Origin of the sequence: Shewanella sp. ULN5 (assembly GCF_030731885.1) — a bacterium.
GTDB classification, from domain to species: domain Bacteria; phylum Pseudomonadota; class Gammaproteobacteria; order Enterobacterales; family Shewanellaceae; genus Shewanella; species Shewanella holmiensis.
This window is the reverse complement of record NZ_JAPJEE010000012.1, coordinates 77,588-95,959: the sequence shown is the minus strand read 5'-3', so window position 1 is coordinate 95,959 and position 18,372 is coordinate 77,588. Positions and strand designations below refer to the sequence as shown.

Genomic DNA, 18,372 nt, shown 5'->3' with positions numbered 1-18,372 from the left:
GCTTAATTCGTTTCTACCTCGCATAAAATTCCACCCACAAAGATCAATAATCCCTATTAATCATAAAGTGCTAGGCAATAAAAAACCCAGCATAAGCTGGGTTTTTTGCATTCCAAAAACGTATTAACGTTTTGAGAACTGTGGCTTACGACGTGCTTTACGTAGACCAACTTTCTTACGTTCAACTTTACGTGCATCACGGGTAACAAAACCAGCGGTACGTAGAGCAGGACGTAATGTTTCATCAAGTTGCATTAACGCACGAGTAATACCGTGACGAATTGCACCTGCTTGGCCAGTGGTTCCACCGCCTTTAACAGTTACATAGATGTCAAGTTTATCAGTCATTTCAACTAACTCTAAAGGTTGACGAACAACCATACGAGCAGTTTCACGACCAAAATATACATCTAGTGGACGTTGGTTAACAACGATTGCACCACTACCTGCTTTAGCGAATACGCGAGCAGTAGATGTTTTACGACGGCCAGTGCCGTAGTACTGAGTTGCAGACATTAGCTTACTCCCGTTTTAGATATCAAGAACTTGTGGTTGTTGTGCGGCATGGTTATGCTCAGTGCCAGCGTAAACTTTAAGTTTACGGAACATAGCACGGCCCAAAGGACCTTTTGGCAACATACCCTTAACAGCTTTCTCGATAATCATCTCAGGCTTATGAGCTTGCAGCTTCTCAAAAGAAATCTGCTTAATGCCACCGATGAAACCAGTGTGCGAGTAATAAATCTTGCCCGCAGCTTTGTTACCAGTAACAGTAACTTTCTCAGCGTTAATAACGATGATGTAATCACCAGTGTCAACATGAGGAGTATACTCTGGCTTATGCTTACCGCGTAAACGAGTAGCAATTTCAGTAGCGATACGACCTAAAGTCTTACCTTCGGCATCAACGACGAACCAGTCACGTGTGACTGTTTCTGGTGTAGCAGTAAATGTAGTCTTCATTTTTTACAAAAACCCAATGTTTAATATTCTGTCTCACATGCCAATTGCGGTCGCAATTAACACAAAATGAACCGATTCTTGCCCCTTCGAGCATGAATATTGGCTTAAAACTTCCGCCCAATTCGGCGGAGTAACGAGGGCAGGTGGCGGATTATACGCAAAGAATCCTCAAAAATCACCTGCTTTTTATTAAAATCGATAAATATTTTGATCGTTTTATCGGCAATTTTGTGAGTATTTTATATACAAAATACTCACAGCATTACTGCCAGCTAACTTTAGGGTAAATGTTCTAGTGCTAAATAATCATGCGATTGCATTTCAATTAATCTTGAGCGACATCGTCTAAATTCAAAATTCAGCAATCCTTGGGTGTATATTTCTTCCAATGGGACTTGTGCTGAGATGATTAATTTAACATTGCGCTCGTAAAACTCATCCACCATTGCCAAGAAACGCCTAGCAATATCATCACCTGTGAGTTGATCGCCCATTTGCTCTAGACCACTGAGTAAAACGGTATGATATAACCTCGCTATCTCCATATAGTCTCGCTGAGAACGAGGCCCATCACACAAGTCTCTAAAGTTAGCCAATAATACCCCTTGAGATTGCTTTCGGATCGCAATAGCACGTCCATCGACTTCAATCGCGGCGGTAAACACTTCCGACTCCGGCGCCAGCTGCTTGAAATAAGTTTGTAAATTCAAATCGGCTTGTTCATCAAGTGGAAAGTGATAAATTTCAGCTTGTTCTAGGGTTCTTAAACGATAATCAATTCCCGAATCCACATTCAAAATTTCACAATGCTGATTAATTAATGCAATAGCTGGCAAAAAACGCGCACGTTGTAGGCCATTTTTATATAACTCATCGGGAATAATATTTGAGGTTGCAACCAGCGCGACGCCCTCTTTAAATAAAGCCTGGAACAGAGTGCCTAATAACATTGCATCGGTAATGTCAGAAACAAAAAACTCGTCAAAGCAAATTACCTTGTATTGTTTTGCCATTCTATTGGCAATTGTGAGTAACGGATCTTGTACCCCTTTTAACTCACCTAAATCATGATGCAATTGATGCATAAAACGATGAAAATGCGCTCTGAGTTTTTTGTCTCCTGGTAAGGCATCATAGAAGGTATCCATTAAGTAGGTTTTACCTCGCCCTACTCCGCCCCACAAATACAAACCTGTGACTAAGTTTGCAGGCTTTTTTGCAAATACAGATAGCATTTTCGATAAACCTGAAACCGGCTTTTCAGCTGTAATGAGTTCGTCATATACACGCTGCAATGACTTAACGGCTTGTTCTTGCGCGGGATCATGGGAAAAGTCATCACGACTGAGGTCTTGTTGGTAATGCTGCCAAGGGGTTAACTGTGTCACTACTATAAACTCACTACATCAATAGATATGCCGCATAATAGCATTAAAGTTAACCAGCAAGTAACCGCTAAAACCGATTAAATTAACCTTTGTTAATAGTTAATGAACTAATGAAACACATACGTATCTCAGTAACTAATCGATTACTTTATTTATCTACATTCTAGTTGGACACGGGTTTATGAAACCTGCTTCTCTCAATTTTTTGATTAACGATATTTAACTTTTATTTAATGAATTCAAGCACCATATTTTTATCATTAGCTTGAATCCTCAGGAGCCATAATTAATGAAAACGAAACTTAGCTTACTTTCAGCTGCCTTATTAACCGCTTCTTTAACCATGATGCCTGTTGCATCTCACGCAGCCATTCCCATGTCGGTCGACGGTCAAACGTTACCAAGTTTAGCGCCCATGTTAGAACGCACCACACCTGCTGTAGTATCTGTCGCGGTGTCAGGCACTCAGGTTTCTAAGCAGCAAGTACCTGATGTATTTCGCTACTTCTTTGGACCCAATGCTCCACAAGAACAAGTAAAAGAAAGACCCTTTAGAGGCTTAGGCTCAGGCGTTATTATTGATGCCGAAAAAGGTTACATCGTAACGAACAATCACGTCATTAACGGTGCTGATGATATTCAAATTGGTTTAAGTGATGGCCGCGAAGTCGAAGCCAAGTTAATTGGTGCAGATAAAGAATCAGACATTGCCTTATTACAAATTGAGGCAAAAAATCTAACGGCAATCAAACAAACTGATTCTGATGAAGTCCGCGTTGGCGATTTTGCCGTGGCGATTGGTAATCCATTTGGATTAGGTCAAACAGTGACTTCCGGTATTGTCAGTGCACTAGGTCGCAGTGGTTTAGGCATTGAAATGCTAGAAAACTTCATTCAAACCGATGCTTCTATTAACAGTGGTAACTCTGGCGGAGCGTTGGTCAACCTCAATGGTGAACTAATGGGGATCAATACCGCAATTGTGGCGCCAAATGGCGGTAACGTAGGGATCGGTTTTGCCATTCCAGCCAATATGGTTAATAGCCTTGTTAGCCAGATTATCGAACATGGTGAAGTAAGACGCGGAGTGCTTGGCGTTGCTGGTCGCGATTTAGATAAAGAGCTGGCAAAAGCCTTTGGATTAGAAACCCAACATGGTGCTTTTGTAAATGAAGTTGTGCCTGATAGTGCTGCAGCAAAAGCGGGGATTAAAGCGGGCGACATTATTATTAGCGTTAATGGCCGTAAAATAAAATCCTTCCAAGAACTGCGTGCAAAAGTTGCTACGATGGGGGCTGGCGTCAAAGTCGATTTTGGTATCATTCGTGATGGTGATAACAAAAATATCAAAGCAACCCTAGGCAAAGCCGAATCTGTTGAAGCCGCTGCGGGGGCATTACACCCTATGCTTCAGGGTGCGACGCTGCAAACTGGTAGTAAAGGTGTTGAAATAACAGACGTTGCCCAAGGTTCTCCGGCGGCTATGTCAGGCTTACAAAAAGGTGATTTCATTGTCGGTATTAACCGCACGCCGATTAAAGATTTGAAAGCCTTCAAAGGATTACTGGAAAAACAGCAAGGCTCTGTAGCCCTTAAAATATTACGTGATAATAATTTAAGCTATCTGATACTTCGTTAAGATTGATGCCTTATGTGAAATAAGGCAACTTAACCCAATGTTAGCATTCAGTAAATTAAGCATCGAGCCATCATCCTCGATGCTTAATTATTTATCCTATGCTACTATCAAGCCTAATTTCCCCACACCAAGCAGACTATGAATTTTAAAGACATTTGCATTTACTTAGGCAAGGCCACTTTGTTTGGTTTAATCATGGCTGCCGTTTTTTTAATTGCAACGTCTTTTGAAGGCAGTCCGTTCAAGAGTGGTTTCTCGCAAAATACCCGTGCAAATAATGAATTATCATTTGCAAAAGCAGTACGCCGTGCCGCCCCTGCGGTTGTCAATATTTACAGTTTAAGTATAGATCAACGCTCTCCACTTAACTCTAGCTCACTGCAGGGCTTAGGGTCTGGTGTGATCATGAGCCCACAAGGATATATTCTTACCAACTACCATGTAATCAAGCGCGCTGATGAAATTGTCATTGCATTACAAGATGGACGTAGATTTACCTCCGAAGTTGTTGGTAGCGATCCTGAAACTGATTTAGCCGTGTTAAAAATTGAAGGTGATAACTTACCTGTTGTGCCAATTAACTTAACCAATCCAGCTTTAGTGGGTGATGTGGTGCTGGCGATTGGTAACCCGTATAACTTAGGCCAAACAATCACCCAAGGGATTATTAGTGCAACGGGTCGCAGTGGTTTAAGCTCCGGTTATCTGGATTTTTTACAAACGGATGCAGCCATCAATGCAGGTAACTCTGGTGGCGCATTAATTGATACTGGTGGGGAGTTAATTGGTATCAATACCGCAGCATTTAAAGTGGGTGGAGATAATAGTGGCAATGGCATCAGCTTTGCAATCCCCATTAAGCTAGCACATAGTATTATGGACAAACTGATTGCCGATGGTCGTGTTATTCGTGGCGCGATTGGCATTTCAGGTGAGCCATTAACCCCAGTGGTTGCTCAAATTCTGAATTTACCTGATTTAAAAGGCGTGTTTGTTACAGGTATTGATCCTGATGGACCTGCAGCGAATGCAGAAATTCAGCCTAGAGATGTGATTATTGCCTATGGTGATGATGAAATACCCGGTGTTGAAATGTTGATGGATAAAATTGCTGAAACCCCGCCAGGTACCAAAGTTATATTAACCGTTATTCGCCAGGGACAAAAACAGCAAATACCTGTATTCGTTGTTGAGAAAAATTCTTTCGAACAATAAGCCAACTGTATCTGATAAAAAAGCCATCAAAATTATCTTTTGATGGCTTTTTTAATACTAATAGCGACTCATTTTCTAATTAAGACACGCGGATAACTTCGCCGCCCAATCCTTTAAACTTCGCTTCAATATGCTCATAACCGCGATCAAGATGATAGATACGGTCAACCGTTGTCGTACCTTCAGCCATTAAGCCAGCAATAACTAGACTGGCAGAAGCCCGTAAGTCAGTTGCCATCACTTGCGCACCGTTTAACGATTCAATTCCTTCAATAATACAAGTATTACCTTCAAGGGCCATGTTAGCGCCCATACGAATAAGCTCTGGAACATGCATAAAACGATTTTCAAAAATTGTTTCAGTCACACGACCAGTCCCTTCAGCAAGTGCGTTAAGCACACAAAATTGAGCTTGCATATCGGTAGGAAACGCTGGATATGGCGCCGTTTTAATATTCACGGCTTTAGGGCGTTTACCTTGCATATCCAGTTCAATCCAATCTTTACCCGTTGTCACTTTAGCACCGGCATCTTCTAGCTTTGAAAGCACGGCTTCAAGAGACGCGGGATCGGCTGATTCGCAACGAATATGTCCACGGGTAACCGCAGCGGCCACTAAAAATGATCCTGTTTCAATACGATCTGGCATAACACGGTATTCACAACCTTGAAGGCGTTCGACCCCTTCAATGGTTAATGTTGCTGAACCAATACCGCTAATTTTTGCACCCATTGCCACTAGACAATGTGCAAGATCAGATACTTCAGGCTCGCGCGCAGCATTTTCGATAACAGTAGTGCCGTCTGCTAGTGCAGCAGCCATAAGCAAGTTTTCAGTCGCGCCAACGCTGACCATATCCATAAAGATATGAGCACCTTTTAAACGGCCGTCAACACGCGCCTTAATATAGCCTTCTTTAACTTCAATCTTTGCGCCCATTAACTCAAGGCCATGAAGATGAAGGTTAACTGGACGAGCACCGATAGCACATCCACCTGGCAATGACACATCTGCAGTACCGTAACGGGCAAGTAATGGGCCTAAAATCAATATGGATGCACGCATGGTTTTCACCAAGTCATATGGCGCGCAAAACTCATTCAGGTTAGTGGTTGAGATCCGCACTTTACCTTGGCCCAGCTCATCAACATCCGCTCCCAAACAACGTAATAACTTACAGCTGGTGCTGACATCACGTAAATGAGGCACATTAGATAGCACAAAATCGGTTTCAGCTAATACACCCGCCATCAAAATGGGTAGGGCGGCATTTTTAGCACCTGAAATAACTACACTGCCAGACAATGGCTGGCTTGCTTTTATGGTTAATTTATCCACTTGGCTCTCTAATTACATATTGAAAAGTTTTTCACGCTTCCACTGGGTCGGCGTAAATGTCTTAATAGTTAATGCGTGTAACTCGCCACTGGCAATATTTTCTGCTAACGGACCATAAATGGCTTGCTGTTGTTTGACTCGGCTCATGCCTTCAAAACATTCACCAACGGCCACCACTTTATAGTGACTTCCATCCGACGTAGCATGCACTTCAGTAAGCTCTAATGCTTCCGATAGAATTTGCTCAATAACCTTGCAATCCATGAATATATACCTTTATTTCAATACCCTATATGGTCAGGATACCGTGAAGAGTTAACAAAATGCTAAGACGATTAACGAGAATTCTCAGCAAAAAAAGTGTCTAAATCGTACAACTCAATCATTTTTTGTAATTGAGATGCAGGGTGAATAAGCGTGCGAGAATACTGCGTTGATGCTGTGTTAGTCTCGGATATATTCAACCCTTTAAGTGCAAGCAGCATAGCAACACCTGCACTATCAACATAAGTCAAAGCGGACAAGTCTACCACTTGAGTAGATTCAGTAAACAGTTGATGTCGATTTGGCCATAATTCAATAACCTCATCTTGGGTTAACCGACCTTTGACCAAGCAAGTGTTACCTTGTTGCTCGAATTCAATCACGCTGCTTTTGCCTCTTGCTCAACCTTGCGATCAATCTTCTGCTTAGTTTTATCATGTAGCATGGTGATGACAGCTTCAATACCTTCTTGGCGGATAAGATTGGATATTTCTGATTGCTTCGAGGCTAACAAACTTACGCCCTCGGCGACTAAATCAAAGGCTTTCCAAGAATCATCTTTAAGACGACGGGCTTTAAATTGAATTTTAATGGGTGGGCGGCCTTGTTCGATGATTTGCACACTGATATCTACCATTTTTTCTTGGCTAAAATCTTGAGCGGGATCGAAGGCAACTGTTTGATCAGTGTACTCCGTTAAGGCTTGGGCATAGGTGCCAATTAAATAACCTTTAAATGCTTCAACAAAACGCGCACGTTGATCATCAGTGGTTTCGCGCAAATACTGCCCCATCACTTTATAAGCAGCATATTTGTAGTCAACATAAGGCATAAGTTCTTCAGCCACGATCACTTTCAAATGGCTAAGATCTTCATCAATAATGGCTTTATCGCGTTTAAATCGATCGAAAGTTTGGTTAGCAACTTGTTTGATTAACTCATATGGATCTTTGTTGTTAATTTCTTCAGCCCAAACTTGTGTACTGGCCAGCAATATCACAGCGCTAACAATACGAACTAAAAATGCTTGCATAGAACCGCTCCTATTTATCTTTGGAAGACATGCTATATAACAATTGACCAATAAGGTCCTCTAAAATTAACGCTCCACGGGTATCTTCAACTCGATCACCGTTACCCAGCATTTCAATGTCATCATCGACAAAGCCAGGGGTTAAACCAATAAACTGCTCACCCAATAAACCAGAAGTTAAAATTGAAAGGCTACTGGTTTCAGGGAAATGGTCGTAACGCTTATCCATTGTTAAGGTCACGATTGGTACAAGTTTGCGATCATCTAAGGTGATATCAGCCACTCGCCCGACTACTACACCGCCCACTTTAACTGGGGCGCGTACTTTTAAACCGCCAATATTATTAAACTCGGCCACTAAGGTGTAGTGGTTATCTTTGGTATCCACCTTTACATTGGCAACATTGAAAACCAATACACAAAATGCCAATACCCCTGACAACAAAAACAGACCTACTAATAACTCAATCTTCCGTGTCAACATACGCTTAAACCACTTAAATAGTTAATGAATTTATCTTAATTTCCGAACATTAATGCGGTCAGCAAAAAGTCCAAAGCGAGGACAGCTAAACTGGCTTGCACTACCGTCGATGTCGTTGCACGGCTGATACCTTCTGGATTAGGTTGTACTTCATAGCCGCGATATAACGCAATCCAGGTCACTACCACGCCAAAAACTGTACTTTTAATCAGGCAATTAACGATATCTTCACGCCACTCAATAGACGCTTGTAATATCGACCAAAACGCACCGGTATCGATCCCTTTCCATTCAACGCCCACTAGGTGGCCACCGAAAATACCCACTAAGCTGAACATCATCGCCAGTAGCGGCATACTGATCACACCAGCCCAAAAACGAGGCGCAATAATTTGCCTAAGCGGGTCAATTGCCATCATCTCTAAACTTGATAGCTGCTCCGTTGATTTCATTAAGCCGATTTCAGCAGTTAAAGCAGAACCGGCACGCCCAGCAAACAACAACGCTGTGACTACGGGCCCTAACTCTCGTAGCAAGCTTAGCGCGACCATAGGGCCGAGACTGTCTTCGGTGCCAAAGTCGACTAAAATATTATAACCTTGAAGGGCCAGAACCATGCCAATAAATAAGCCCGACACTAAAATAATCACCATTGAACGCACACCCAGTACGTACATTTGTTTAATGACGAGAGGCACGCCTTTTTTAGGATTGGGAATGTGCGCAATAGCGCGCCATAACATCAGCCCTGCTTTACCATAACTGCTTACTAACTCAATGGCATAACGGCCAATAGCAGCAATTAAATTAATTGGACTCACTCAACAACTCCTGTTGATAATCCGCTGCGGGATAATGAAAAGGTACCGGACCATCTGGCGCACCTTGAATAAACTGGATTAATTGCGGGTTATCGGACGCCCTTAATTGTTCCGGCGTACCCTCAGCAATCACTTTTTTATTCGCAATCACATAAACATAATCCGCAATACCCAATACTTCTTTTACATCGTGAGACACCACCACAGAAGTAAGCTTAAGCGAATCAGATAATTCACGGATCAATTTAACTAACATACCCATAGATATTGGGTCTTGCCCTGCAAAAGGCTCATCATATAACACCATTTCAGGCTCTAATGCGATGGCTCTTGCTAATGCCGCGCGGCGTTGCATCCCGCCAGACAACTCACTTGGCATCATAAAAGCAGCACCACGCAGGCCAACGGCTTGCAACTTCATTAATACAATGGAACGGATAATCGATTCGGGTAAACCTGAATGCTCACGCAAAGCAAACGCCACGTTATCGAACACGTTCATGTCGGTAAATAACGCACCACTTTGAAACAACATACTCATACGTTTGCGAACTTGATATAGCTCAGTTCGAGATAAGGTGTGCATATTCAGACCGTCAAATAGCACTTCACCTTTATCAGGTGTTAACTGAGCACCAATTAGCTTAAGTAATGTGGTTTTCCCTATACCGCTAGGCCCCATTATGGCGGTAACTTTACCTCTGGGGATCGTTAATGAAATGTCATCATAAATGACTTTCTTACCCCAACCAAAAGCAAGGTGATTGATTTCAACAAGCGGATTTTGCAGCACTGTCGGTGTCTCTGACATGATATTCGAAGAGATAGCAGCCATCCTGGCATGTAAATGAAGATTAAATTTTACGTGAATGTTGCTTACCTAACAACCTACTCTGATTAAAAACCGCTAATCTGAAATGAATTTAATCTTAATAAATGATTAACTTGCTAATGATCAAACCACTTCCATCCTTTTGTGGCTTTCAATTTGACTCATTTGCAGCGAAAATACACGGGTTTAGAAAATTAAAGGGATAACATGTTAGTTAATATTTTGTTGCTGTGCGCTGGGCTAGCTGTACTGGTATTTAGTGCCGATAAATTTGTTTACGGGGCATCAGCCTTTGCAAGAAACCTAGGTTTACCCCCAATGCTGATTGGTTTAACCATTGTGGCAATGGGCAGCTCGGCACCTGAAATGTTTGTTGCGGCAACGGCATCAATGGACGGCATGAATGATACCGCCGTCGGTAATGTGCTGGGTTCTAACATCGCAAACATTACCCTAATTCTTGGTCTTACTGCTTTGCTTGGGGCGATTAGCGTAAGTTCTAAAACCCTGAAGCGAGAAATTCCATTGATGCTAGCGGCAACAGTGCTTGCCGGTTATCTGATCCACGACGGCATGCTGGCCCGCTATGAAGGCATTATATTATTAGTGGCCTTTTTGTCTGTCATGGGCTGGTTTATTTACCAAGCAATGACCAATAAAGACACCGATATTATGGGCGAAGAAATGGATGCCGAGATCCCTAAGGATGTCCCTACAATTCGTGCTATCATGTGGATACTCGTCGGTATGGTTTTATTACCGTTATCAGCAGGTTGGATGGTAGATGGTGCGGTAGGTATTGCAAAGATTTATGGATTATCTGATTTAGTGATTGGATTAACCATTATTGCTGTTGGCACCAGTTTACCTGAACTTGCCGCATGTATTGCCGGAGTGTTAAAAAAAGAAGACGATTTAGCTATTGGTAACATAGTTGGCTCGAATTTATTTAATATTCTTGCGGTACTCGCTATTCCAGGGCTAATCTCACCAGGTGAAGTTGATGCAACGGCAATCGACAGAGATTTTTATATGGTATTGGCCACCAGTATCGCATTAGCAGTATTAGTGTTATCTAGTGGCGCAAAGCAGCAACTCACTCGTTGGCATGGCATTTTATTATTATTGACCTTTATTGCGTACCAGTACGTTGTCTTCACCGCTCATTAAAGGGGCGTAAAGGACTTTACCAAGAGAGACAAACATGGCAAACCAAACTCAATTTCGTCAATGGGGCCGCAAGGTCATTGATATTGAAAAAGCAGCATTGGAACATCTTTATCAATTTGTTGATTCAGAAGCATTTGAACAAGCATGTGAATTAATCATGCAGTGCAAAGGAAAAGTCATTGTCATGGGCATGGGAAAATCAGGTCATATTGGCAATAAAATATCGGCAACCTTTGCCAGTACTGGCACACCCGCATTTTTTGTTCATCCTGGGGAAGCCAGTCACGGTGATTTAGGGGCTTTGGCAAAAAATGACATTATTCTGGCCATATCTAACTCAGGTGAATCAAGCGAAATACTCACACTGATGCCAGTAATACAACGTATGGGAGTACCTGTTATTGCCGTTACCGGTAAACCTGACTCCAATATGGCAAAATTAGCCAAATTACATTTGTGTATTGAAGTGCCAGAAGAAGCTTGTCCGTTAGGGCTAGCACCAACATCAAGTACCACAGCAACTTTAGTCATGGGTGATGCGCTCGCGGTAGCCTTATTACAAGCAAAAGGTTTTACCCGTGATGATTTTGCCTTATCCCATCCGGGTGGCTCTTTGGGCCGAAAATTACTGCTTAAAGTAAATGATGTGATGCATCAGGGCAACGACTTACCCTTGGTTAAACAGGATATCTGTATTACTGAAGCGCTGTATGAAATATCCAATAAAGGCTTAGGCATGACAGCCGTTGTCGACGATAACAATATATTAGTCGGTATTTTTACCGATGGTGATTTACGTCGTGTGATTGACGCTGAAGTGAACTTGCGTACCACACCTATTTCACATGTTATGACCAAACACTGCGTGACAAGCCCGGCTAACATCTTGGCTGCACAAGCACTGCAAATTATGGATGAGAAAAACATCAATGGTTTGATTGTCGTAAATGAACAACATCAACCAATTGGCGCATTAAATATGCTCGATATGGTTAAAGCAGGGGTAATATAAACATGACAATTCAAACGCCAAGCCATCAAGGTTTTTACGGCCCAATTAGCGATGATATTTGGCAGCGAGCGAAAAAAATTAAACTGCTGATTTGTGATGTTGACGGCGTATTTTCTGATGGCCGCATTTATTTGAATAACAGTGGTGAAGAAACCAAAGCTTTTCACACCCGCGATGGTTACGGTGTTCGTTCAGCACTAACAAGTGGAATAAATGTAGCCGTTATTACCGGACGTAAATCTCAAATCGTCGAAAACCGCATGAGCGCTCTGGGTATAAAAGATATTTATCAAGGTGTTGATAATAAGTTTGTCCCGTATGAAGCATTAATCAAGCAATATAACGTAGCTGCAGATGAAGTCGCTTATATCGGTGATGACATGGTTGATTTGCCAGTTATGAAAGTGGTTGGTTTAGCGGTTTGTGTTGCTGATGGCCATCCCTTTGTTCGTATGCATTGCCACATGACAACACACATCAAGGGCGGTCATGGCGCATTGCGTGAACTCACAGATTTACTATTGTTAAGCCAAGGCAAATTTGAAAATGCCCACGGTATGAGTATATGAATCGTACCACACTCGCCATCTGTGCATTCTTTGGCTTAGCGTTAACTTTGTACTGGCAGGTACAGGATAAACGCAACAAAATGGCACTGGTAGTAGACACACGTATTGAGCGGCCTGATTTTGTCGCTGATGACCTGCATACTACAGAATTTAATACGCTAGGTTTAGTCGACAGTAAAATGAGCGCTACACACATGGAGCATTACTCCATGACTAATACGACTTTATTTACTGACCCCGTATTGCTACTTTATCCACAAAACGGTAAAGCGCAATGGCAAATAACCGCAAAAAACGCCACGCTTGAACAACAGACAAATAAAGTCAGTTTACAAAATGATGTAATAATCAATGCCATTGACATTGAAGAGCCGCTACAATCGCTCGAAACACAGCAAGTCACCTTTGATTTAGAAACCATGATTGGCCGCTCTGAAGATCCGGTTATCATTAAAGGTAATGGTTTTTTAATTAATGGCTTAGGATTATTTGCCGATCTCAATGCAGAAGAAATTACCTTGCTCAGTGAGGTAGAAGGAACATATGAACCACATTAAGTTTTTATCCAAATCACTCTGTAAGGTCAGTGTTCTTGCAACATTTGCTATCGCGGCACTGGCGAACAACGTCATGGCCAAAGAAGGCGATCTGCAACAAGAGCTGAAAATTGCCGCGGTAAGCCAACGTGCGGACATTAAAAATAACCAGATTATTTTTAATGGCCCAGTAAAAATCACCCAAGGTAGTATTAATATTAATGCCGATGAATTACGCGCATTTTCAGCTGAAAATGGCCAAACTAAAACGTTGATTGCTATTGGTAATCCCGCAACGTTTTCGCAGGAATTAGATGATGGTCGAATAGGCACCGCCAGTGCCAATGAGATCCGCTACGACCTAGCCACGACAGGTTTATTATTAACTGGCAATGCCAAGTTAGATCAGGCCGGTAGCAAAGTGACGGGCAATGTTATTCGCTACAATATCACCGCCCAAGAGCTGATTGCAGAAAGTACCGGTAAGGGAGAAGACCGTGTTATTACCATCATTCAGCCTGAAAACTTCCAAACCGAAGATGTACCGAAACAAAAACTTCCTGAAATTCCGTTAAAAAAGCAAGGTAACCAATGAGCCAAATTACCTTAACCGCTGAAAATTTAGCTAAAAGCTATAAAAGTCGTCAAGTTGTAAAAAGTGTCAGTTTAACGGTAAAAACCGGTCAAATTGTCGGCTTGTTAGGTCCTAATGGCGCCGGAAAAACCACCACCTTTTATATGGTGGTAGGTTTAGTCAAAAGTGATAACGGTCGTATTTTAATTGATAATGATGATTTGACTGCAGATCCAATGCATTTACGTGCTCGCAAAGGAATCGGCTATTTACCACAAGAAGCGAGTATTTTTAGAAAGCTAACCGTTCATGACAACATTATGGCCGTTCTGCAAACGCGCAAATCATTAAGCCAGGATGAACGAATTCAAGAGCTGGAAAGTCTTTTAGAGGAATTTCATATCACCCATATTCGAGACAGTTTAGGCATGTCCCTTTCTGGTGGTGAAAGACGTCGAGTTGAAATTGCACGTGCATTGGCCGCAAATCCTAAGTTTATCTTACTCGATGAACCTTTTGCCGGTGTTGACCCCATTTCAGTTATTGATATTAAAAAAATTATTCAACAACTGAAAAGTCGTGGCCTTGGAGTGCTCATTACTGACCACAATGTTCGCGAAACCCTTGATGTTTGTGAGCGCGCTTATATTGTCAGCCAAGGCAATCTCATTGCCGAGGGAACACCTGATGAAATACTCAACAATCAACAAGTACGAGCAGTATACTTGGGCGAACAATTCAAGCTATAGTTAATGTAAGCACAACAGATAGATGCTTTGAAAATACCAACACTTCAGTAAGCTTTTATTGTGGTGTTTCACAATGTATTTAAACAACATTTGCGAAATACACTCGTGTGAAACGGTGTAGCAAACGGAAATCTTCTAGGGATCAGCAGTAATGAAAGCGTCACTCCAACTTAAAATGGGTCAACATCTGACTATGACCCCACAACTGCAACAGGCGATTCGTTTGCTGCAGTTATCGTCTTTGGAGTTACAGCAAGAAATTCAACAAGCATTAGACTCAAACCCTTTGCTTGAAATGGAAGATGAATTTGCAGAATTTAACAACAAAAATGACCAACAAAAAAACCAATCAGAAACTGATTTTAGTGAACTAGTCGCGCCAACAATAGAAAAAGACACCTCAAGCGTTGATACAGCAGAATCGATGACAAAAGAGCAAATGTCTGATGATTTGCCTATGGATACGACCTGGGATGAAGTGTACACCGCATCTCCGATGGCCAGTTCTGGATCGGGCAGCATGCCAAGCGATGACATGCCTTTTCAAGGTGAAACCTCAGAAGGTTTGTACGAACACCTTGAATGGCAGAAGAATCTCACTCCTTTTTCTGATACCGACCTAGCCATTGCCACCGCCATCATCGATGCCATTGACGACACAGGTTATTTAACCCAAAGCACCGAAGACATCTTAGAAGCAATGGGAGACGAATCGGTTGAGCTTGATGAAGTTGAAGCGGTACTGAAACGTATCCAACATTTTGATCCTATTGGCGTTGCCTCTCGCGATCTCCGTGAATGTTTGCTGATCCAGTTAATGCAATATGATCCCAATACACCTCACATTGATAACGCAAAAGTGCTTATCAAAGATTATTTAGATTTAATTGCAGGCAGAGACTTTCGCACATTGATGCGTAAAACCAAGTTAAAAGAAGATGAACTTCGTGAGGCTATTGAGTTAATTCAATCTTTGAATCCACGCCCTGGTTCGATGATCACCCCGCAGGATGATGAATATGTTATCCCCGATGTTTCGGTGATGAAAAAGAATGGTCGTTGGGTTGTTGAATTAAATCCTGACAATATGCCCAAAATTGGTATAAACCAGCAATATGCGGCGATGGCAAAAAGCAGTAAAAGTCAGTCTGACAGCCAATTTATTCGCGGTCACTTGCAAGAAGCTAAATGGTTTATTAAAAGTTTAGAAAGCCGCAACGACACCTTATTAAAAGTGTCCAATTGCATTGTCCAGTTCCAACAAGGTTTTTTTGAGTATGGTGAAGAAGCCATGAAACCTATGGTACTGAATGACATAGCTGAAGCGGTAGAGATGCATGAATCAACTATTTCGAGGGTCACAACTCAAAAATACATGCATACTCCGCGCGGATTATTCGAATTAAAATACTTTTTCTCTAGCCACGTCAGTACCGACGACGGCGGCGAGTGCTCATCAACAGCAATTAGAGCCTTTATAAAAAAACTGGTTGCTGCCGAAAACCAAAAGAAACCATTAAGCGACAGTAAAATGGCGGATCTTTTGGCTGAACAAGGGATTAATGTTGCACGTCGTACTATCGCGAAATACCGTGAGGCGATGATGATCCCCCCCTCAAACCAGCGTAAGAGTTTATAATCTACCTAGGCAATTGGAGGATAAATATGCAAATAAATTTAACAGGTCACCATGTTGAAATTACTGAATCATTACGCGAATATGTCACGATAAAATTTTCAAAGCTTGAACGACATTTCGATCAGATCCATAATGTGCATGTCGTGTTAAATGTCGAAAAACAACAGCAAAAGGCAGAAGCAAAAGTCAGCTTAAATGGCGCTGAAGTATTTGCAGCTGCTGATCATGCCGACATGTATCATGCAATAGACGCCCTGATCGACAAACTCGATCGTCAGGTTATTAAACACAAAGAGAAACTATCTAAGCATTAATGATGGAACTTAGTACCATCCTGCAGCCGGAATGCACCTCCTGTGCCTCACCGGGCAGTAAGAAAAAGGTACTGGAACTTATCAGCGATTTAGTCGCTGCCCAGTACCCATCCCTTTCTTCGCAAGAGATTTTCGAAAGCCTAGTGGCCAGAGAAAAAATGGGTAGCACAGGAATAGGCTCTGGCATTGCAATCCCTCATGGTCGATTGACGACCATCGAACACCCCATTGCGATTTTTATTAAATGTGAAGAACCCATTCCATTTGATGCCATAGATAAACAACCCGTTGATTTGTTATTTGCCTTATTAGTTCCAGCGGAACAATGCCAACAACACCTCAGCACTTTATCTTCGATGGCAGAAAAGCTATCAGATAAACTTATTCTCAAGCAGTTACGTAAAAGTAGTAACTCCACTGAACTCTATCAGGTTATCACTGCATGAAATTAGTTATTGTATCGGGCCGCTCTGGTTCAGGTAAGTCTGTCGCACTAAGGGTATTAGAAGACCTTGGTTACTACTGTGTCGATAATTTACCTGTGGCATTGATTGGAACATTATTGGACCAGCTTACTGGCAGCCGCGATCAAATAGCGATTAGTGTCGACGTACGTAATATTGCCGACCAAGGAAAAGTACTACAAGAACAACTTGCTAAGTTAGGTAGCGATACTGAAATCTGTAGCTTTTTCTTAAACTCTTCAGACAAAGTATTACTTAAACGTTATAGCGAAACCCGCCGGTTACACCCTTTATCTAAGAATCAAATATCACTTCTAGAAGCAATTAAATTAGAAGGGGTGTTATTAGAACCTATCGCGAATGTGGTAGACCATTATATTGATACTTCAGCATTAAACATTTACGAATTGAGCGATCAAGTGCGTGAAATATTGATGGGCAGTGTTGATAAAGAGTTAGTCATTAACTTTGAATCATTCGGCTTCAAACATGGCATGCCAACCGAAGCAGACTTCATGTTTGATGTACGTTTTTTACCTAATCCTCATTGGGAAGTAGAACTGCGCCCTTATACAGGGCTCGATAAACCAGTACAAGAATTCCTTGGCAACCAGCCTTTAGTCAATAAGTTTATTTGGCAAATTGAAAATCTATTTGAAACTTGGATGCCGCATCTTGAGCGTAATAATCGCAGCTACTTAACCATCGCGATTGGCTGTACCGGTGGACAACATCGTTCTGTGTATATTGCAGATCAGCTGGCAAAACGTTTCTCGAATGATAAAAAGCATACGGTTCATGCAAGGCACCGAGAACTAGCAAATAAGGTTAAATAACGTTATTTAGCAGATTATTGGAGTCAGTGTTATGAGCCTTTTACAACGACAAGTCACCATTTCAAATAAATTGGGGTTACACGCTAGAGCCGCTACAAAGCTGGTGATACTGGCCAATGAGTTTGATGCCAATATCACCTTGATTCAGGGTAGCAAAACGGCCAGTGCAGCCAGTGTCTTAGGCTTACTGATGTTAGAAAGTGGGCTAGGTAAAACAATTGATATCACCGCTGATGGACCAGATGCTCAAGCTGCGCTTGATGCAATATGTGCGCTAATTAATGCTAAGTTCGATGAAGGCTGTTAACCCTAAAGGTAGGTGTTAACTCATCCACAATCATCATTTATTGATTTCTCTTCTGCTATGCTGCCACATTGCTAGATCTTCAGACTATTTTAAACAATTAATCAACCGACTATTGTCATCATTAGTGGTGTCAATCAGACCGACATACCAATTGCCACAATCCCAACAGTACTAACAATCCCAACAGTACTAACAATCCCAACAGTACTAACAATCCCAACAGT

The 18,372-nt window shown here is 41.9% G+C and carries 23 protein-coding genes; 13 read left to right on the top strand and 10 right to left on the bottom strand.

Annotation, left to right across the window (positions count from 1 at the left end; translation table 11 throughout):
- Window positions 1-123 precede the first annotated feature (123 nt).
- From rpsI to zapE, 3 genes are all read right to left on the bottom strand, one after another.
- Complete coding sequence (rpsI, locus tag ORI98_RS12630) at window positions 124-516, bottom strand: 30S ribosomal protein S9 (RefSeq protein WP_261298465.1); 393 nt, start codon at window positions 514-516, stop codon at window positions 124-126.
- Window positions 517-531: 15 nt separating this feature from the next.
- Complete coding sequence (rplM, locus tag ORI98_RS12625) at window positions 532-963, bottom strand: 50S ribosomal protein L13 (protein ID WP_188840149.1); 432 nt, start codon at window positions 961-963, stop codon at window positions 532-534.
- 278 nt (window positions 964-1,241) lie between these two features.
- Window positions 1,242-2,351 carry a cell division protein ZapE gene (gene zapE / locus ORI98_RS12620; protein ID WP_261298464.1) on the bottom strand — a complete coding sequence of 370 codons (1,110 nt, stop codon included), beginning with the start codon at window positions 2,349-2,351 and terminating at the stop codon, window positions 1,242-1,244.
- 289 nt (window positions 2,352-2,640) lie between these two features.
- On the opposite strand from zapE, the gene degQ reads away from it, so the two are divergent.
- Window positions 2,641-3,990 carry a Do family serine endopeptidase DegQ gene (gene degQ, locus ORI98_RS12615; protein WP_306135441.1) on the top strand — a complete coding sequence of 450 codons (1,350 nt, stop codon included), beginning with the start codon at window positions 2,641-2,643 and terminating at the stop codon, window positions 3,988-3,990.
- Between the two features lie 138 nt (window positions 3,991-4,128).
- Entirely contained in the window at window positions 4,129-5,205 is a 1,077-nt protein-coding gene (gene degS, locus ORI98_RS12610) for an outer membrane-stress sensor serine endopeptidase DegS (RefSeq protein ID WP_261298462.1), read from the top strand.
- A gap of 79 nt (window positions 5,206-5,284) precedes the next feature.
- Here the strand turns inward: degS and murA are convergent, their stop codons facing one another.
- The 7 genes from murA to ORI98_RS12575 form a co-directional block, all read right to left on the bottom strand.
- Window positions 5,285-6,544 (bottom strand): UDP-N-acetylglucosamine 1-carboxyvinyltransferase, encoded by a 1,260-nt coding sequence (gene murA / locus ORI98_RS12605; RefSeq protein WP_306135440.1) that lies wholly within the window; start codon window positions 6,542-6,544, stop codon window positions 5,285-5,287.
- A 12-nt stretch (window positions 6,545-6,556) separates the two neighbouring features.
- On the bottom strand, window positions 6,557-6,808 hold the full coding sequence (locus ORI98_RS12600; RefSeq protein ID WP_261298460.1) for a BolA family protein: 252 nt from the start codon (window positions 6,806-6,808) through the stop codon (window positions 6,557-6,559).
- Between the two features lie 71 nt (window positions 6,809-6,879).
- Entirely contained in the window at window positions 6,880-7,191 is a 312-nt protein-coding gene (locus ORI98_RS12595; protein ID WP_261298459.1) for a lipid asymmetry maintenance protein MlaB, read from the bottom strand.
- The gene (locus ORI98_RS12590) at window positions 7,188-7,841 is read right to left on the bottom strand and encodes a phospholipid-binding protein MlaC (RefSeq protein ID WP_306135439.1); all 654 of its coding nucleotides are present in this window, start codon (window positions 7,839-7,841) and stop codon (window positions 7,188-7,190) included. The genes ORI98_RS12595 and ORI98_RS12590 overlap by 4 nt, the downstream gene beginning before the upstream one ends.
- A gap of 10 nt (window positions 7,842-7,851) precedes the next feature.
- On the bottom strand, window positions 7,852-8,325 hold the full coding sequence (mlaD, locus tag ORI98_RS12585) for an outer membrane lipid asymmetry maintenance protein MlaD (protein ID WP_261298457.1): 474 nt from the start codon (window positions 8,323-8,325) through the stop codon (window positions 7,852-7,854).
- Between the two features lie 35 nt (window positions 8,326-8,360).
- A complete protein-coding gene (gene mlaE / locus ORI98_RS12580) occupies window positions 8,361-9,146 on the bottom strand; it encodes a lipid asymmetry maintenance ABC transporter permease subunit MlaE (RefSeq protein WP_261298456.1) in 786 nt (261 codons plus the stop codon).
- Window positions 9,133-9,957 carry an ATP-binding cassette domain-containing protein gene (locus ORI98_RS12575; RefSeq protein ID WP_306135438.1) on the bottom strand — a complete coding sequence of 275 codons (825 nt, stop codon included), beginning with the start codon at window positions 9,955-9,957 and terminating at the stop codon, window positions 9,133-9,135. The genes mlaE and ORI98_RS12575 overlap by 14 nt, the downstream gene beginning before the upstream one ends.
- A 228-nt stretch (window positions 9,958-10,185) precedes the next feature.
- Here ORI98_RS12575 and ORI98_RS12570 point away from each other — a divergent pair, with 228 nt between their 5' ends.
- The 11 genes from ORI98_RS12570 (at window position 10,186) to ORI98_RS12520 (ending at window position 18,148) form a co-directional block, all read left to right on the top strand.
- On the top strand, window positions 10,186-11,148 hold the full coding sequence (locus tag ORI98_RS12570; RefSeq protein ID WP_261298455.1) for a calcium/sodium antiporter: 963 nt from the start codon (window positions 10,186-10,188) through the stop codon (window positions 11,146-11,148).
- A gap of 34 nt (window positions 11,149-11,182) precedes the next feature.
- The gene (locus ORI98_RS12565; protein ID WP_306135437.1) at window positions 11,183-12,160 is read left to right on the top strand and encodes a KpsF/GutQ family sugar-phosphate isomerase; all 978 of its coding nucleotides are present in this window, start codon (window positions 11,183-11,185) and stop codon (window positions 12,158-12,160) included.
- Window positions 12,161-12,162: 2 nt separating this feature from the next.
- Window positions 12,163-12,729 (top strand): 3-deoxy-manno-octulosonate-8-phosphatase KdsC, encoded by a 567-nt coding sequence (kdsC, locus tag ORI98_RS12560; protein ID WP_306135436.1) that lies wholly within the window; start codon window positions 12,163-12,165, stop codon window positions 12,727-12,729.
- Entirely contained in the window at window positions 12,726-13,286 is a 561-nt protein-coding gene (lptC, locus tag ORI98_RS12555; protein ID WP_306135435.1) for an LPS export ABC transporter periplasmic protein LptC, read from the top strand. The genes kdsC and lptC overlap by 4 nt, the downstream gene beginning before the upstream one ends.
- Before the next feature lie 73 nt (window positions 13,287-13,359).
- Window positions 13,360-13,860 carry a lipopolysaccharide transport periplasmic protein LptA gene (lptA, locus tag ORI98_RS12550; RefSeq protein ID WP_261298498.1) on the top strand — a complete coding sequence of 167 codons (501 nt, stop codon included), beginning with the start codon at window positions 13,360-13,362 and terminating at the stop codon, window positions 13,858-13,860.
- Window positions 13,857-14,588: an LPS export ABC transporter ATP-binding protein gene (gene lptB / locus ORI98_RS12545; protein ID WP_261298451.1), complete on the top strand. Its 732-nt coding sequence runs from the start codon at window positions 13,857-13,859 to the stop codon at window positions 14,586-14,588. The genes lptA and lptB overlap by 4 nt, the downstream gene beginning before the upstream one ends.
- A gap of 151 nt (window positions 14,589-14,739) precedes the next feature.
- On the top strand, window positions 14,740-16,227 hold the full coding sequence (locus ORI98_RS12540; RefSeq protein WP_261298450.1) for an RNA polymerase factor sigma-54: 1,488 nt from the start codon (window positions 14,740-14,742) through the stop codon (window positions 16,225-16,227).
- 26 nt (window positions 16,228-16,253) lie between these two features.
- Window positions 16,254-16,541 (top strand): ribosome hibernation promoting factor, encoded by a 288-nt coding sequence (gene hpf / locus ORI98_RS12535; RefSeq protein WP_306135434.1) that lies wholly within the window; start codon window positions 16,254-16,256, stop codon window positions 16,539-16,541.
- 2 nt (window positions 16,542-16,543) lie between these two features.
- Entirely contained in the window at window positions 16,544-16,987 is a 444-nt protein-coding gene (gene ptsN, locus ORI98_RS12530; protein WP_261298448.1) for a PTS IIA-like nitrogen regulatory protein PtsN, read from the top strand.
- The gene (gene rapZ, locus ORI98_RS12525; protein ID WP_306135433.1) at window positions 16,984-17,841 is read left to right on the top strand and encodes an RNase adapter RapZ; all 858 of its coding nucleotides are present in this window, start codon (window positions 16,984-16,986) and stop codon (window positions 17,839-17,841) included. The genes ptsN and rapZ overlap by 4 nt, the downstream gene beginning before the upstream one ends.
- Window positions 17,842-17,872: 31 nt before the next feature.
- Entirely contained in the window at window positions 17,873-18,148 is a 276-nt protein-coding gene (locus tag ORI98_RS12520; protein WP_261298446.1) for an HPr family phosphocarrier protein, read from the top strand.
- Window positions 18,149-18,372: the final 224 nt, after the last annotated feature.

Coding starts and splice junctions, on each gene's coding strand:
- rpsI (WP_261298465.1), bottom strand. CDS start 516: ATGTCTGCAACTCAGTACTACGGCACTGGCCGTCGTAAAACATCTACT.
- rplM (WP_188840149.1), bottom strand. CDS start 963: ATGAAGACTACATTTACTGCTACACCAGAAACAGTCACACGTGACTGG.
- degQ (WP_306135441.1), top strand. CDS start 2,641: ATGAAAACGAAACTTAGCTTACTTTCAGCTGCCTTATTAACCGCTTCT.
- degS (WP_261298462.1), top strand. CDS start 4,129: ATGAATTTTAAAGACATTTGCATTTACTTAGGCAAGGCCACTTTGTTT.
- ORI98_RS12600 (WP_261298460.1), bottom strand. CDS start 6,808: ATGGATTGCAAGGTTATTGAGCAAATTCTATCGGAAGCATTAGAGCTT.
- ORI98_RS12590 (WP_306135439.1), bottom strand. CDS start 7,841: ATGCAAGCATTTTTAGTTCGTATTGTTAGCGCTGTGATATTGCTGGCC.
- mlaD (WP_261298457.1), bottom strand. CDS start 8,325: ATGTTGACACGGAAGATTGAGTTATTAGTAGGTCTGTTTTTGTTGTCA.
- ORI98_RS12575 (WP_306135438.1), bottom strand. CDS start 9,957: ATGTCAGAGACACCGACAGTGCTGCAAAATCCGCTTGTTGAAATCAAT.
- ORI98_RS12570 (WP_261298455.1), top strand. CDS start 10,186: ATGTTAGTTAATATTTTGTTGCTGTGCGCTGGGCTAGCTGTACTGGTA.
- ORI98_RS12565 (WP_306135437.1), top strand. CDS start 11,183: ATGGCAAACCAAACTCAATTTCGTCAATGGGGCCGCAAGGTCATTGAT.
- kdsC (WP_306135436.1), top strand. CDS start 12,163: ATGACAATTCAAACGCCAAGCCATCAAGGTTTTTACGGCCCAATTAGC.
- lptC (WP_306135435.1), top strand. CDS start 12,726: ATGAATCGTACCACACTCGCCATCTGTGCATTCTTTGGCTTAGCGTTA.
- lptA (WP_261298498.1), top strand. CDS start 13,360: ATGGCCAAAGAAGGCGATCTGCAACAAGAGCTGAAAATTGCCGCGGTA.
- lptB (WP_261298451.1), top strand. CDS start 13,857: ATGAGCCAAATTACCTTAACCGCTGAAAATTTAGCTAAAAGCTATAAA.
- ORI98_RS12540 (WP_261298450.1), top strand. CDS start 14,740: ATGAAAGCGTCACTCCAACTTAAAATGGGTCAACATCTGACTATGACC.
- hpf (WP_306135434.1), top strand. CDS start 16,254: ATGCAAATAAATTTAACAGGTCACCATGTTGAAATTACTGAATCATTA.
- ptsN (WP_261298448.1), top strand. CDS start 16,544: ATGGAACTTAGTACCATCCTGCAGCCGGAATGCACCTCCTGTGCCTCA.
- rapZ (WP_306135433.1), top strand. CDS start 16,984: ATGAAATTAGTTATTGTATCGGGCCGCTCTGGTTCAGGTAAGTCTGTC.
- ORI98_RS12520 (WP_261298446.1), top strand. CDS start 17,873: ATGAGCCTTTTACAACGACAAGTCACCATTTCAAATAAATTGGGGTTA.